The sequence below is a fragment of the Brachybacterium sp. NPDC056505 genome (assembly GCF_042794925.1).
GTDB lineage: Bacteria > Actinomycetota > Actinomycetes > Actinomycetales > Dermabacteraceae > Brachybacterium > Brachybacterium kimchii.
On sequence record NZ_JBHTSV010000007.1, the window covers coordinates 73,558 to 88,339 of the forward strand.

Sequence of the window (14,782 nt, forward strand, 5' to 3'; positions counted from 1 at the left end):
GGCGGGCGGCGGTCGGTCCCTCAGACCATCGGCCGACGCAGCACGTGCCGCAGCGCCTGCTCGAGCTCCGTGTGGGCGGGGTCGAATCCGCTTCCCAGCAGCCGCGACGCGTCGACGTCCTGGTCGGCGCGCACGAGCTCCTTCGCCCCCTCCCTCCCGAGCAGCAGGGCGGGTCCGAAGCCGGGGACCGGCACGAGCGAGGGCCGGTGCAGCACGCGTCCCAGCGTGCGGGCGAACTCCCGCGAGGTGACGGGCGCGGGGGCGACCGCGTTCACGGGCCCCTCGAGCTCGTCGGTGCACAGGGCGTGGGCGTAGGCGCGGGTCATGTCGTCCAGGGTGATCCAGGAGAGCACGGCGTCCGGCGCCGCGAGCCGTCCGCCGATCCCGGCGAGGAACATGGGGATCTGCGGGAGCAGGGCCCCTCCCCCGTCGGAGAGCACGATGCCCGTGCGCAAGTGCACCACGCGCACGCCCGCCCGCACGGCGGGGGCGCTACTGGCCTCCCATTCTTCGCAGACACGGGCGAGGACGTCGTCGCCGAAGGCGTCGTCCTCGGTGAGCAGCTCGCCCGGCCGCTGGGCGCCGTAGGCGCCGATCGCGCTGGCCTGCACGAGGATCCCGGGGCCGTCCGGCGCGCCCGACCCGCCCCGCATGCGCGCGAGCGTGCGGGCGATGAGGTCGCCGCCGTGCACGCGCGACGTGAGGATCTCGCGCTCGGCGCGCGCGGTGAAGCGCGTGGAGATGGGCCGCCCGGCGAGGTTCACGACGGCGTCGACGCCCTCGAGATCGGCCGGGTCGAGCTCGCCGCGCTCGGGGTCCCAGGAGATCTCGTCGGGCCCCTCGGCGCGCCCGCGGACCATGCGGATCACCCGGTGGCCGCCGGTGCGCAGCAGCGCGACGAGCTGGGTGCCGATCAGCCCGGAGGCCCCGGCGATCGCGACCACCAGCCGCGGGGACCCGGCGCGGCGGGCGTGGAAGGCGAGGTCGTCGCGCAGCTGCTCGCCGCGGAAGGAGAGCATGCGCTCGATCGTCCGACGGGCCTCGCGCGCCGGGAGACCGCCGATGCCGCCTGCCTCGTCGGCGCCGATCCCGCCGGTCTCGCCGATCCCGCCCGGCATCTCGAGGTCGATGCGGTCACGGATCTCCGAGGCCCCGGGCCCGGTCCCGGCGATCTCGTGCTGGTGCCGCCAGGCTCGGAAGGGCCCGGTGACCTGGGCGTCGACGAAGGCGTGGACGGCCGTCGCGCCGCTCCCGCGATCCTCGCGGGAGGCGTGCCGCAGCTCCCAGCGGGGACTGAGCCCCGCCGGCAGCAGCGGCGCGCCGAGCCGCACGGCGACCCGTCGGCCGACCTCGAGCCCACCGGCGTCCGGGTCCTCGATCCTGGCCATGCCCGGCGGGGTGAGCCGGACCAGGGCGCCGGGCCGCTCGTGCCAGGCGAGGACCTCGTCGACGCCATGGTCCAGCGGGGTGCGTGCCTCGATGCGCATCGGTGCCTCCCGGCGTCGGTCGCGAATGTTCGCGGTGGTGCGCCACGGTACGCGCCTTCCCTCCCCGGCGCCTGCGGCGCGGCATGCGCGAGGCGGCATGCGAACGGCCCCGCCCGGGAGAGGCAGGGCCGTTCGAGATCGGAGGGCGTCGCACCTCCCGCAGCGGGAGCGGGGTCAGTCGAGCGCGTCGACCTTGGGACGACCGCCGTCGCCGCCGGAGGCGCGGGCGTCGGCCCTCTCCTCCCAGAACTCGGCGTTGCGGATGCCCAGCGGGCGCGGGTCGAACTGCGGGTCCAGGCCCGCGCGCTTCTGGCGCCGGTAGTCCTTGAGCGCCTTCATCGCGGGCACCTGCAGGACGAGGATCGCGATGATGTTCAGCCAGGCCATCGCGCCCACGCCGATGTCGCCGAGCGCCCACGCGTTGCCGGTGGTCGTGGCCAGGCCGCCGATCGCCACGGCGATGATCATGAGCACGCGCAGCACCCACACCAGCGCGCGGCGCGCCTGGTGGCTGGGCACCCAGCGCATGAGGTAGGTCAGGTTCGTCTCGGCCATGTAGTAGTAGGCGACGATCGTGGTGAAGGCGAAGAAGAACAGCGAGAGCGCGATGAACGAGGCGCCGACGCCCGGCAGGAAGGTGTCGAAGCCCGCCTGCGCGAAGCCGGGCCCCACGGGGACGTCGTCGGCGAGGCCCCCGGGGCCCTGGGTGAGGATCTGCGAGGGATCCTCGACCGCATCGGAGTACACGCGGTACATGCCGGTGGACAGGATCATGAAGGCGGTCGCGGAGCACACGAAGAGGGTGTCGACGTAGACGGCGAAGGCCTGCACGAAGCCCTGCTTGGCGGGGTGGGAGACCTCCGCGGCGGCCGCGGCGTGGGGGCCCGTGCCCTGGCCGGCCTCGTTCGAGTACAGGCCGCGCTTGACGCCCCACTGGACGGCGAGGCCCACGATCGCGCCATAGACCGAGTCCATGCCGAAGGCGGAGGAGAAGATCTCGGAGAAGACGGGCACGATCTGGTCGGCATTCACGAACATCACGACGATCGCCGCGAGGATGTAGATGACCGCCATCACGGGCACCACGAGGCCCGCGAAGGTCGCGATGCGCTTGACGCCGCCGACCACGATGAGCATCAGCAGCACCAGGATGACGACGGTCGAGATCCACTGCGGGAGGCCCCAGGCGCCGAAGGCGGAGACGGAGATGCCGTTGGCCTGCACGCCCGGGAGGAAGAAGCTCATGGCCAGCACGGTGACGAGCGAGAAGACGATCGCGTAGACCAGGGAGATGCCCTTGGCGCCGGTGTGCTTGTAGGCCTTCTCGATGTAGAACGCGGGACCGCCGCGGTACTCGCCGGTGTCGCGGTCGCGCTCCTTGAAGATCTGGCCGAGCGTGCACTCGATGAAGGAGGTCGCCGACCCCAGGAAGGCCATCGCCCACATCCAGAACACCGCGCCCGGCCCGCCGAAGGCGATGGCCGTCGCGACGCCCGCGATGTTGCCGGTGCCCACGCGGCCGGCGAGCGAGATCATCAGCGACTGGAAGGAGGAGACGCCGCTCTCCGACTTCTCGCCCCTGATGATCTGCCGGAGCATGTCGGGGATGTTGACGACCTGGAGGAGCAGCGTCCTCGCGGTGAAGTAGAGGCCTGCACCCAGGCACAGGATGATGAACGGCGTGCCCTGGATGTTTCCGGACAGCCAGGAGATGAAATCACTCATGCGAGGAGGCTCCTGAGGAGGGGGCAGGGGATGTGCAGCACGCACGAGTGTGACGCACGACTCCCCGCTTCCGGGCCATTTCGGGTCATGTTGCGAAATCGAGACCTCGGCGGCCGGGCGGACGGCAGGGCGCTGCGCGCGACGCCCCCGGCCCCCTCAGACGACCAGACGTCGGGCGATCAGCCTGGTCAGCGGCCCCACGCTCAGCAGTCGGCGTCCTGCACGGTGCACGAGGCGCTCGGCCGGGCTGCGGGAGACGAAGGTCCCCGCGCTGCGGCGTCCGCTGCGCTGGGCGCGTTCGGCCACCGGCCGCATCCTCCGTTCGTACTCCGCGAGCCCGGCGTCCCGGTGCGGGCCCGCGTGGCGCAGGGAGACGGCGAGCGCCTCCGCCCCGGCGATCGCGAGCGAGGTGCCCTGCCCGGCGAGGAGGGAGACGGCGTGCGCGGCGTCCCCGGCGAGCGTCACCCCGCCCCGGCTCCACGCGGGGGCGGAGGACTGGGCGACGAGGTCGTCGTAGTACTGCGCGGGGGCGTGCTCGATGGCGCGGTCGGCGAGGGGGTGGAGCCCCGAGAATCGCGCCCGCAGCTCCTCGGGGTCGGGGGTCGGCCGGGCGGTGGCGGCGGGGTCGACCCTCTCCATCAGCAGCAGCGCGGCGCTGCGGTCGTCGCACGCGTAGAGCCCCGCCGTGCGCTCGAGGGAATCGGTGAGCATCGCCCAGTCGCCGAGCTCGGCGGCGATCTGCGGGTCCTCGAACAGGAAGCTGGAGGCGCGGTACCCCATCGGCACCACGTCGGCGTGCGCCGGCGAGATCGCCGCCCGCACCCGCGAGCGCACCCCGTCGCAGCCGACGACGAGGTCGGCGGTCAGCTCCTCGCCGCTCTCGAGCACGGCCCGCGGGCGCTCCCCCGGCCGCGCACCCGGGTGCACCTCGCGGACGCGGGCGCAGTAGCGCAGGTCGACCGCGGCGGGGAGGGCGGCGAGCAGGGCGAGCTCGACCTGCGGCCGCAGGATCGAGAAGTAGTCGCTGCCCAGGGCATCGATCAGGGGCGCCACCTCGATGCGCCCGTGCTCGCGGTCCGCGGCGTCGACGTAGCGCACGCCCTCGAAGACCCGCGAGCGCACACGCATCTCCCCGAGCACGCCCAGTCGTCTCGCGGCTGCGACGCCGGGCCCGAAGAAGTCGATCATGTAGCCGCCGCCGCGCGGACCGGGCGAGGCCTCCAGGACCGTGACGTCGTGCGCGGGAGCAAGGCCGTGGGCGAGTGCGAGTCCGCAGACTCCGCCGCCCACGATCAGGATCTCCATGGGGCGAGGCTACGCGGCGGCCGCGCGGCGCCTGTGCCGGGCGGGACCATGCGTGGGGCCCGACGGCGCGAGGACGACGGGAAGACGAGGCGTCCGGGCATGAGAGGACCCCTCGCGCACCTGCCAGAGCCCACCTGCCCTTGCTGCCGTCAAGCCCTGGGGGAGTTCAGTGAGGTGACACCGCACGAGGGGTCGCGGACGAGTCTAGCGATCCCGCGCCGCGCGTGCACACCCGCCGCCGCACGGCGTGACGCGACTCCCTCCGGCGGCCGCGTCCGCCGCTCTCGTCTCGCGAGAATCCGACTCCCCACCAGGGCCCCCGGAGCCGTAGAATGGTGATGCCCGTCACGTCCCGAGGGAGCGATGTGCTCCCCGGGCGCGACCACCGATGGAACCGATCTCGACGAGGAGAGTCATGACCGTCTATGCACGACCCGGGACCGACGGGGCGAAGGTCTCCTTCGCCTCCCGCTACGACAACTTTATCGGCGGCACATGGGTGCCCCCGGTCAAGGGCGAGTACTTCGAGAACCCGACCCCGGTGACGGGCGAGGTGTTCTGCGAGGTCGCCCGCTCGACCGCCGAGGACGTCGAGCTCGCGCTCGACGCGGCGCACAAGGCCGCCCCCGCCTGGGGGAAGACGTCGGTCGCCGAGCGCGCCGTCGTGCTCAACAGGATCGCCGACCGCATCGAGGAGAACCTCGAGACCCTCGCGGTCGCCGAGACCTGGGACAACGGCAAGCCCATCCGAGAGTGCCTGAACGCGGACCTGCCGCTCGCGGTGGATCACTTCCGCTACTTCGCGGGCGCGATCCGCGCCCAGGAGGGCACGCTCTCCCAGATCGACGACGACACCGTCGCGTACCACTTCCACGAGCCCCTCGGCGTGGTCGGCCAGATCATCCCCTGGAACTTCCCGCTGCTCATGGCGACGTGGAAGATCGCCCCGGCCCTCGCGGCCGGCAACTGCATCGTCCTCAAGCCCGCCGAGCAGACCCCGGCCTCGATCCTGGTCCTCATCGACCTCATCGGGGACCTGCTGCCCGAGGGCGTCCTGAACATCATCAACGGCTTCGGCGCCGAGGCGGGCAAGCCGCTCGCCTCCAACCGCCGGATCGCGAAGATCGCCTTCACGGGCGAGACCACGACCGGGCGCCTGATCATGCAGTACGCCTCGCAGAACCTCATCCCCGTGACCCTCGAGCTGGGCGGCAAGAGCCCGAACCTGTTCTTCGACGATGTCGCGAGCGAGAAGGACGCGTACTACTCGAAGGCCCTCGAAGGCTTCGCGATGTTCTCCCTGAACCAGGGCGAGGTCTGCACGTGCCCATCGCGCGCTCTCGTGCAGAAGGGCATCTACGACTCGTTCGTGGCCGACGGTCTCGAGCGCGTGAAGGCGACGAAGCAGGGGAACCCCCTGGACACGGACACCCAGATCGGCGCGCAGGCCAGCAACGACCAGCTCGAGAAGATCCTGTCCTACATCGACATCGGCACGCAGGAGGGCGCGAAGATCCTCACCGGCGGCGAGCGCGCCGATCTCGGCGGGGACCTGTCCGGCGGCTACTACGTGACGCCGACGATCTTCGAGGGCGACAACTCGATGCGCATCTTCCAGGAGGAGATCTTCGGCCCCGTGCTGGCCCTGACCTCGTTCACGGACTACGACGACGCGATCTCGATCGCCAACGACACCCTCTACGGGCTCGGCGCGGGCGTCTGGACGCGCAGCCAGAACACCGTCTACCGGGCCGGCCGCGCCATCCAGGCCGGCCGCGTGTGGGTGAACAACTACCACAACTACCCTGCTCACAGCGCATTCGGCGGGTACAAGTCCTCCGGCATCGGCCGCGAGAACCACCTGATGATGCTCGACCACTACCAGCAGACCAAGAACCTCCTGGTCTCCTACTCCGACGACGAGCTCGGCTTCTTCTGATCCCGTCGCCCCCGGGCCCGGGCCCGGGCTCCGGATCCCGGCCCGGACCGGGGCCCCATCGCTCGCGAGAGGTGAGTTGTCGTCGTCAAAGCACCCTTGTGAGGACGTCAACTCACCTCTCGCGGGATCGTGGCGCGGCCGCTTGTCGGCCGGTCGCCGGTCGCCTCGCCGGTCACCGGTTGCCGGTCGCCGGCTGCCACGCACCGCGACCACCGGCGCTGCTGTCCACGCCGGCACCCACCGCGCGGGATCATCGAGATCCCGCGCACCGGTCTCCCCAGGAGGCCGCCCATCGGAAGGAGCGCATCATGACGGATTCCTCCGCCGAGAACCCGACCCCCGCACCCGGCAGCTCGTCGGCCGCGGAGGCCACGCCCGCACCCCAGCCGGGTCAGCCGCCCGCTCCCCCGCTGCCCGAGCCCACCTCGGCCGACGACGTGCTCGAGGCCGAGCCCACGATCGAGGGCGAGGACTTCTCCCGGGTGGCCTTCACCCAGGCTGCGCTCAAGCAGATCCAGCGGCTCATCGACCGCAACGGGCCCCTCATGTTCCACCAGTCCGGAGGCTGCTGCGACGGCTCCTCCCCCATGTGCTACCCGGCCGGCGACTTCCTCACCGGCGATGCGGACGTGCGCATGGGGCACGTGGAGGTGCCCCTGCCCGATGGCACCAGGAGCCCGCTCGACTTCTGGATGAGCCGCGAGCAGTTCGCCTACTGGCGCCACACCCACCTCACGATCGACCTCGTCGACGGGCGCGGCGGCGGCTTCAGCCTCGAGACGCCCGACGGCAAGCGATTCCTCACCCGTTCCCGGATGCTCCCGGAGGACGCGCAGGTGCGGGAGCGCCTGGAGCTCTGAGCCCCGCGGGCCCCGTCGACCCCGTCGGCCCCGCCGACCGCGCGGGACCCTCCGGCCGGGCCGAGGGTCCCTGGTCCTACTCCGGCCCGCGTCCCTTCGCGTGCGCGATCGCGGACTCGCGCTGCTCGATCATGCGCAGCACGTCCAGCAGGCCGCGGCTCATGACGGTGCCCACCACGACCATGCGCATGGCCTCGGCGGTGCTGCGGGGCATGTGGGCGATATCGGCTCCGGCCACGAGGGACATGGCCTCCGCGTAGGCGTCGATGTGGTCGTCGCCCGTCGGCACGCGCGCCTGGTCGCAGGCGGCCCAGGCCTGCTCGAGGCGGGTCATGAGGGGGTCGGAGCGCTCCAGGACGGTCCAGCCGCGGCGCTCGGCCAGCGCCCGCACGCGGGGCGAGATCCTCCCGGGCGCGAAGCGGGCGGCGTCCTCGTCGACGGTCGCCGTCTCGGCGTCCTCCGCGGTCTCGCCCGCGAGGGTGCGCTGGGCGATGCCGAGCATGTCGATCTGCTCCTGGTGCGGGGAGTCGAGGGCGTCGACGATGCGGCGCACGGCCGCGATGTTCAGTCCGCCGGCGTCGGTGAGCGCGCGGATCAGGCGCACGCGGTCGACGTGGCCCTCGTCGTAGACGGCGCTCGTGCGGGAGGTGAGCCGGCCGGGAGGCAGCAGCTTCTCCCGCAGGTAGAACTTGATGGTCGCCACGGGCACGCCGGTGGTGTCGGCAAGCTCGGAGATCCTCATGTCACGTCCTCGTCCGGCGGTCTGGGCCTCTGGATATTACCCATCGGCAACCATAGGTATGCGCCAGGGATCGGCGTGCGACCGTTCACCCGGACACGAACGGCGCGAGCAGGGGCAGGACGAGCGTCATCGCCAAGGCGTTCAGCACCATGGCGGCGCTCGACCAGCCGCCGGTGACAGGGGACTCGTCGAGCGCACGGGAGGTGCCGATCCCGTGGGACGTGAGCCCGATGGCGAAGCCGCGCGCCCGCGGATCCTGCACGCGGGCGAGGCTCAGCAGCACCGGCGCGAACACGGCGCCGAGGATCCCGGAGAGGATCGTGAGCACCACGGCCAGCGGGGCGGAGGCCTGCAGCGACTCGGCGAGGGTGAGGGCGACGGGACTGGTCACCGAGCGCGGCAGCACGGAGCGCAGGATCTGCGGGTCGGTGCCGAAGGCGCGGAGCACTCCCACGGTGACCCCGAGGCTCACCACGGCGCCCGTGATCAGCGCGAGCAGCACGGAGCCGGCCGAGCGGGCCAGGGCCCGCCCGTTCGCCAGCAGCGGCAGGGCGAGCGCCACGGTCGCGGGCCCCAACAGCAGCGTGAGCACCGTGACCTGCTCGAGGTACTCCGCGTACGGCAGGCCGACGAGCTCGAGCACCGCGGCGACCACCACCACGGTGACGAAGACCGGCGTGAGCAGCGCGGGCCGGCCCGTCCGACGGTGCAGCCAGAGGGCGCCGAGGTAGACGGCGAGGGTGAGCACGAGACCGAAGATGGGCAGGTGGACGACGGTCCGGACGGCGTCGCTCATGCGCCGCTCCCCTCGAGCCGCTGATGCCCGTCGTCGCCGCGCCGACGGTCCTGCCGGTGCAGCAGCGCCTGCAGCACGCGGCCGACGACGAGCAGGGCGAGCAGGAAGGACCCGCCGACGGCGAGGGCGATCGGCAGGGCGTTGCGGGCGAGCGCTCCCATCTCGACGATCACGCCGACGCCCGGCGGGACGAACAGGAGCTGCAGGTGCGCGAGCAGCGGGGTGCCCGCGGGCTCGGCGACGCGCAGGATCCCGCGGGTGCGCGGCACGAGCCCCAGGATCACCAGCAGCACGAGTCCGAGCACCACTCCGGGGATCGGCAGGTGCAGCAGAGCGGCGAGCGCGAGGCCGATCATCTGCAGGACCAGCAGCACTGCGAGGCCCAGCAGGACGGGCGGCACGAGCGCGGGCCGCGGCGCGCGCCCGTCCTCCTCCGGCTCGTCCCCCCATCGGTCCGGCTCCCGTCGACCCCTCGTCGATCGGCTCCCTCGCGCTCATCGGCTCACTGTCCCAGGTGGATACCGTTGCCCGGGCCCAGCGGCAGGTCGAAGGCGAAGAACAGGGCGAGGATCAGCGTCCAGGCGATCCAGAAGGGGACCACGAACGGGAGCATGCGGGCGAACAGGCTGCCCAGTCCCGCGGACGGCTCGTACTTCCTCAGCATGCCCAGCAGCACGACCATGTACGGGTTCATGGGGGTGATCACCTGGGTCGCGGAGTCGCCCACCCGGAAGGCGGCCTGCGTGAACGCGGGCTCGTAGCCGAGCAGGGCGAACATCGGCACGAACACGGCGGCCATGATCGTCCACATGCCCGAGCCGGAGATGATGAACAGATTCAGCACGCTCGCGAGCAGAATGAAGCCGACGACGGCGCCGAAGCCGGTGAGTCCGATGTGCTCGAGGCCCTCGGCGCCGGTCACAGCGATCCAGGAGCCGATGCCGGACCAGTTGAACAGGGCGATGAAGTTGCCCAGGATGAAGGCGAGGACGATGAACGGGAGCATCTCCTTGAGCGCCTCGGTCATCATCCGCACGGCGTCGCGCGTGGAGCGCAGGGTGCCGGTCGCCATCCCGTACACGCTGCCCAGGACCACGAAGTAGAGGAACACCAGGAACACGATCGAGTCCAGCAGCGGGGATGACGGCAGGAAGCCGCCGTCCTCGTTGCGCCACGGGGAGCCGGGCACGAGCGCGGCGAGCAGCACGATCGCGGTGAGCACGAGGCCGGCGAGGACCGTGAGCAGCAGGCCCCGCTTCTCCGGCCGTGAGAGCGCGGCGCGCATCTGCTCGGAGGACTCGCCCGAGGTCTCCGGGGCCTGTCCGTCGGCGTCCTCCTCGATGGTCTCGTCGCGCGGGATGTCCTGGCGCACCAGGCGCGGCTCGATGACGCGGTCGATGATGAAACCGGCGATCAGGGCCAGCACGATCGAGGAGGCGATGTTGAACCACCAGTTCGACACCGGGTTCACCGTGGTCGCGCCGAGCCCGGAGACGGTCTCGATCACGGAGTTCGTGATGCCCGCGAACAGGGCGTCCAGGCTCGTGGGCACGAGGTTCGTGGAGTAGCCGGCGCCGGCCGCCGCGAAACCGCCCAGGAGTCCCGCGACGGGGTGCCGGCCGGCGGCCTTGAACACGAGCGCGGCCAGTGGCGGCACCACCACGAAGGCCGAGTCGGACATGATCGAGGCGACCACGCCCACGATGCCCACCACGTAGGGCAGGAGCCACGCCGGGGAGGAGCCGAACATCGCGCGGATCCCGGCGGCGAGCAGCCCGGAGTGCTGGGCGATGCCGATGCCCAGCAGGATCGGCATCACGGTGACCAGCGGCGGGAACCCCAGATAGTTCTCGCCCAGGCTCGTGGTCAGCCAGGCCATCCCCTCCCCGGTGAACAGGCCCTTGATGACGGTGACCTCGTCGGAGCCGGGCACGCTCACCTTCACCCCGGCCAGCGCCATCGCGGTGGAGACGATCCCGGTGATCGCGAAGAGGATCAGGAACAGCATGAACGGCTCGGGCAGCCTGTTGCCCAGCCGCTCGACGACGTTCAGCAGACGATCGGTGCGGGTCAGGCGCGCGGCGGAGTCGTCGGGGGCGGGCCCATCGGGGGCAGGGCCGACGGGGCGCGGGGAAGGGCTGCTCATCGTCTCTCCTCGGGGCGGGACGGGTCGGTCGACGGGCGTCGGCCGACGGTGGCTTCCGGCGGGGTCGGTCGATCGACGGGGGCCGTTCGACCGGGTACGCGGTCAGTCGAAGTAGTGGGGCACGTCGATCGCACCGCCGGCGGCCTCGAACTCCTCACGCACGGCGGCGGCGAGCTCGGCGTCGTGGAGCATGTCGAGCACGGTCGCGGCGAGGCCGAAGGCGCCGTCGGCCGCGGAGGCGCGGGCGAGGTCCCCGGTGGCAGCCTCGGCGAACTCGCACGTGTGCAGGGCGGTGTCGGCGCCGGCGACGTGGATGACCGGGTGCATGCCGGGCACCCGGAAGCTCACGTTGCCGAAGTCGGTGGAGGCGGCGAGGGTCTCGGAGACCACGCCGCGCGGCAGCGGGTCCCGCCCGCGCCGGCGCTGCGCCTCGACCCAGCGCCCGGTGAGCGCCTCGTTCGTGCGCACCGGGAGCGAGGGCGGGTGCTCGTCCCAGCGGATCTCGACGCCGCAGCCGGTCATCAGCGCGGCGCCGCGGGCCGCGTCCTCCACGCGGCGCGAGATGTCCCGCAGCGTGGAGGGCGCCAGGGAGCGCACGTAGAGGTCCAGGCGGGCGGTGTCGGGGATGACGCTGGCCCGCTCCCCGCCCTCGCGGATCACCGCGTGGATCCGGTCCGACGGCGGGGTCTGCTGACGCATCAGCCCGATCCCCTGGTACATGAGGTTCGCGGCGTCCAGGGCGTTGCGCCCCATGAACGGCTGCGCGGAGGCGTGGGCCGTGTGGCCGTGGAAGACGACGGTGAGGGTGCGCCGGCCCAGCCATGCCTGGTCAGCGAGGTCGTAGCCGGGGTACGGGTGGGCCATGACGGCGGCGTCGAGGCCGTCGAAGGCGCCCTCGCGGGCCATGTACTCCTTGCCCGTGTGGCCCTCCTCGGCGGGGGTGCCCAGCAGCACGACCCGGCCGGGGACGGCCGCGGGGTCCGTGGCCGCGAGCCGTGCGAGGGCGAGGAAGGCGCCCACGCCCATCGCGGCGATCACGTTGTGGCCGCAGCCGTGTCCCACTCCCGGCAGGGCGTCGTACTCGGCGCAGATCGCGATCGTGGGCGACTCCGGGGTGGAGGCGCCGCTGATCTCCGCACGGATCGCGGTCTTCAGACCGTGCACGCCGACCTCGGGGGCCAGCGCATGGTCCTCGAGCACGGCGGCGATCACGGCGGCCGAGCGGTGCTCCTCGAAGGCGGTCTCGGGGTGCGCGGCGAGGTCCACGAGCAGGTCGACCATGGCGTCGGCGTCGGCCGCGACGGCCTCCTCGAGGCGGGCGTGCAGCTCCTCCCCCGCGCCCGCGAACGCGGAGCCGGGGTGGGACGTGGTGCGCATCGCCTGCTCGCGCGCCGCGTCGAGCTCCTCGAGGTAGGCGGCCGACGCGGGGACCGGACTCTCGGTGGGCAGGCCCGGGGCGTCGGGGACGGGCGCGCCGGTCGCGTCGCTGTGGCCGTGGGACTGCAGGTCGGCATCGGTCATGGTCAGACCCTAATGGAACCTCTCCGTCCCGCGGCGCTCCGCTCGCGCCCCACGGTCCGGTCGGGCCGGCCCCGCCCTCCTCGGCCCGACCAGTGGTCCTCGCGTGCCCGGAACGCCGCATATCCCTTAAGGTGCACGCTCAGCGTGCGCCGCGGATCTGCTCCTGCCCGCCCGGGCCCGGAGCCCGTCGCGCGCCCCGGGGCGCACCAGCCCCGCGCACCGTCGTCCTCTACTCCTCCATGCGGAAGGCATCCCATGTCCTCCTCCCCAGCCAGCGCCGCGGGCGGCGACGCGCCGCAGCGCGAGCGCGCGAACCGCGGCGCGTTCAGCGGCCGCTCGGCCTTCATCTTCGCGGCGATCGGCAGCGCCGTCGGCCTCGGCAACATCTGGCGCTTCCCGGCCGCCGCCTACGAGGGCGGCGGCGGGGCGTTCATGATCCCCTACCTGATCGCCCTGCTCACCGCCGGCATCCCGCTGCTGTTCGTCGACTACGCGATCGGCCACCGCTGGCGCGGCTCGGCGCCGCTGGCGTGGCGCCGCCTCAAGCGCTGGACCGAGTTCATCGGCTGGTGGCAGGTGCTGATCTGCGTGATCATCGGCGCCTACTACGCGCTGATCATCGCCTGGTCCCTGAACTACATGGTGTTCTCGGTCGGCCAGAAATGGGGCGATGACGCGGAGGGCTACTTCTTCGGCCAGTTCACCCATTCGCTCATGGGGGCCGACGCGGGCATCTCCTTCGACTACGTGGGTCCGGTGCTGGTGACGATCCTGCTGGTGTGGGTCGCCGTGATCATCACCCTCGCCCTTGGCGTGGAGAGCGGGATCGCGAAGACCTCGATGATCTTCATCCCGCTGCTCGTGGTCATGTTCGTGATCCTCGTGGTGCGCGCCCTGTTCCTGCCGGGCGCGATGACGGGCCTGAACGCGCTGTTCCAGCCGAACTGGGCGGCGCTCGCGGATCCGGCCGTGTGGATCGCCGCCTACGGGCAGATCTTCTTCTCGCTGTCCGTGGCGTTCGGCATCATGCTCACCTACTCCTCGTACCTCAAGAAGAAAACTGACCTCACCGGATCGGGTCTCGTGGTGGGCTTCGCGAACTCGAGCTTCGAGATCCTCGCCGGCATCGGCGTGTTCTCGGCGCTGGGCTTCATGGCGCAGGCGCAGGGAGTGCAGGTCCAGGACGTCGTCACCGACGGCATCGGGCTCGCGTTCATCGCCTTCCCGACGATCATCTCCCAGGCTCCCGGCGGCGCCCTGATCGGCGTGCTGTTCTTCGGGTCGCTGGTGCTCGCGGGCTTCACCTCGCTGGTCTCGATCATCGAGGTGATCGTCTCCGCGGTGCAGGACAAGTTCGGGCTCTCGCGAGTGCCCGGCACGCTGGTGGTGCTGCTGCCGATGGCGATCGGCTCGACGCTGCTGTTCCCGACCACGATGGGCCTCGCGCTGCTGGACACGCTCGACAACTTCGTGAACTCCTACGGGATCGTCGGCGCCGCGCTGGTCTCGACGATCGCTCTCGGCTACATCGTGCGCGGCCTGCCCACGCTGCGCGGCCACCTGAACTTCAAGGGCACCTTCCGCCTCGGCATCGGCTGGGAGACCTGCGTGAAGGTGATCGCGCCGCTGGTCCTGGGCGTGACGATGGTGCTCTCGGCAGTGCAGCTGCTGACGGCCGACAAGCCCTACTCGGAGTACCCGGGCTGGTTCGTGAACGTGTTCGGCTGGGGCATGGCGGTCGCCCTCGTGGTGATCGCGATTGTGCTCTCGCTGGCGCCCTGGCCGGCGAACTCCAACAAGGACCGTCCGGACTCCGATGGCGACCCGATCGCCCCGCCCGTGGTCACCGACAGCGTGCTCGCCGCGCCCGGCACCCGCGTCGTGATCGATGACGGCGCGCTGCCCGGCACCCCACAGGAGCTGCGCCCACCGCAGGTCTCCGGAGCCGGGTCCGCCCGCGGCACCGGCGGAGCGGACGGGGCCCAGGAGCTCGCCGCGAGTGCGATCGCGACCGGCCGCAGCGGGCCCTCGGGCCCGGCGGGCTCCGACGGACCGACGAGGTCCGACGGGCCGACGAGGTCCGACGGGCCGACGGGGTCCGGCAACACCCACCGCGCCGCGCAGGAAGGAGGGAACTGATGTCGGCATCGGCCATCGTCATGCTGTGCGTCGCGATCGTCACCGTCTGGGGCGGTCTCGTCGCCGCTGTCGTGAACATCGTGCGTCATCCGGAGGAGCCGGAGGACTGACTCCGACGCCGG

Annotated in this window: 12 protein-coding genes and 1 other RNA gene; 4 read left to right on the forward strand and 9 right to left on the reverse strand. The window is 72.1% G+C overall.

Features of this window, described 5'->3' with window-relative positions; genetic code table 11:
- Positions 1–20: 20 nt before the first annotated feature.
- The 4 genes from ACFQ53_RS06860 to ffs all read right to left on the reverse strand — a co-directional run bounded on the left by ACFQ53_RS06860 (position 21) and on the right by ffs (position 4,714).
- Entirely contained in the window at positions 21–1,487 is a 1,467-nt protein-coding gene (locus ACFQ53_RS06860) for a TIGR01777 family oxidoreductase (protein WP_377857228.1), read from the reverse strand.
- Between the two features lie 174 nt (positions 1,488–1,661).
- The gene (locus tag ACFQ53_RS06865) at positions 1,662–3,212 is read right to left on the reverse strand and encodes an alanine/glycine:cation symporter family protein (protein ID WP_377857231.1); all 1,551 of its coding nucleotides are present in this window, start codon (positions 3,210–3,212) and stop codon (positions 1,662–1,664) included.
- A 156-nt stretch (positions 3,213–3,368) separates the two neighbouring features.
- Positions 3,369–4,517: an FAD-dependent monooxygenase gene (locus ACFQ53_RS06870; protein ID WP_377857234.1), complete on the reverse strand. Its 1,149-nt coding sequence runs from the start codon at positions 4,515–4,517 to the stop codon at positions 3,369–3,371.
- A 100-nt stretch (positions 4,518–4,617) separates the two neighbouring features.
- Positions 4,618–4,714: signal recognition particle sRNA small type (gene ffs / locus ACFQ53_RS06875), an RNA gene on the reverse strand.
- A gap of 218 nt (positions 4,715–4,932) precedes the next feature.
- Between ffs and ACFQ53_RS06880 the strand changes: the two genes are divergently transcribed.
- Together ACFQ53_RS06880 and ACFQ53_RS06885 are read left to right on the forward strand one after the other, a co-directional pair.
- A complete protein-coding gene (locus ACFQ53_RS06880; RefSeq protein WP_377857237.1) occupies positions 4,933–6,456 on the forward strand; it encodes an aldehyde dehydrogenase family protein in 1,524 nt (507 codons plus the stop codon).
- Between the two features lie 410 nt (positions 6,457–6,866).
- Positions 6,867–7,316 (forward strand): DUF779 domain-containing protein, encoded by a 450-nt coding sequence (locus ACFQ53_RS06885; protein WP_377857387.1) that lies wholly within the window; start codon positions 6,867–6,869, stop codon positions 7,314–7,316.
- Between the two features lie 76 nt (positions 7,317–7,392).
- On the opposite strand, the gene ACFQ53_RS06890 is transcribed toward ACFQ53_RS06885, so the two are convergent.
- The 5 genes from ACFQ53_RS06890 to ACFQ53_RS06910 all read right to left on the reverse strand — a co-directional run bounded on the left by ACFQ53_RS06890 (position 7,393) and on the right by ACFQ53_RS06910 (position 12,521).
- Entirely contained in the window at positions 7,393–8,058 is a 666-nt protein-coding gene (locus ACFQ53_RS06890; RefSeq protein WP_377857240.1) for a MerR family transcriptional regulator, read from the reverse strand.
- Positions 8,059–8,143: 85 nt separating this feature from the next.
- A complete protein-coding gene (locus ACFQ53_RS06895; protein ID WP_249477358.1) occupies positions 8,144–8,854 on the reverse strand; it encodes an LrgB family protein in 711 nt (236 codons plus the stop codon).
- Entirely contained in the window at positions 8,851–9,255 is a 405-nt protein-coding gene (locus tag ACFQ53_RS06900) for a CidA/LrgA family protein (RefSeq protein ID WP_377857243.1), read from the reverse strand. The genes ACFQ53_RS06895 and ACFQ53_RS06900 overlap by 4 nt, the downstream gene beginning before the upstream one ends.
- Positions 9,256–9,356: 101 nt before the next feature.
- Positions 9,357–11,000: an AbgT family transporter gene (locus tag ACFQ53_RS06905; RefSeq protein ID WP_377857246.1), complete on the reverse strand. Its 1,644-nt coding sequence runs from the start codon at positions 10,998–11,000 to the stop codon at positions 9,357–9,359.
- Positions 11,001–11,102: 102 nt separating this feature from the next.
- Positions 11,103–12,521: an amidohydrolase gene (locus ACFQ53_RS06910; protein WP_377857249.1), complete on the reverse strand. Its 1,419-nt coding sequence runs from the start codon at positions 12,519–12,521 to the stop codon at positions 11,103–11,105.
- Between the two features lie 255 nt (positions 12,522–12,776).
- Here ACFQ53_RS06910 and ACFQ53_RS06915 point away from each other — a divergent pair, with 255 nt between their 5' ends.
- Both ACFQ53_RS06915 and ACFQ53_RS06920 read left to right on the forward strand, forming a co-directional pair.
- A complete protein-coding gene (locus tag ACFQ53_RS06915; RefSeq protein ID WP_377857252.1) occupies positions 12,777–14,660 on the forward strand; it encodes a sodium-dependent transporter in 1,884 nt (627 codons plus the stop codon).
- Positions 14,660–14,770, forward strand: coding sequence for a methionine/alanine import family NSS transporter small subunit (locus ACFQ53_RS06920; protein WP_377857254.1), 111 nt, complete (start codon positions 14,660–14,662; stop codon positions 14,768–14,770). The genes ACFQ53_RS06915 and ACFQ53_RS06920 overlap by 1 nt, the downstream gene beginning before the upstream one ends.
- The last annotated feature ends 12 nt before the right edge of the window (positions 14,771–14,782 follow it).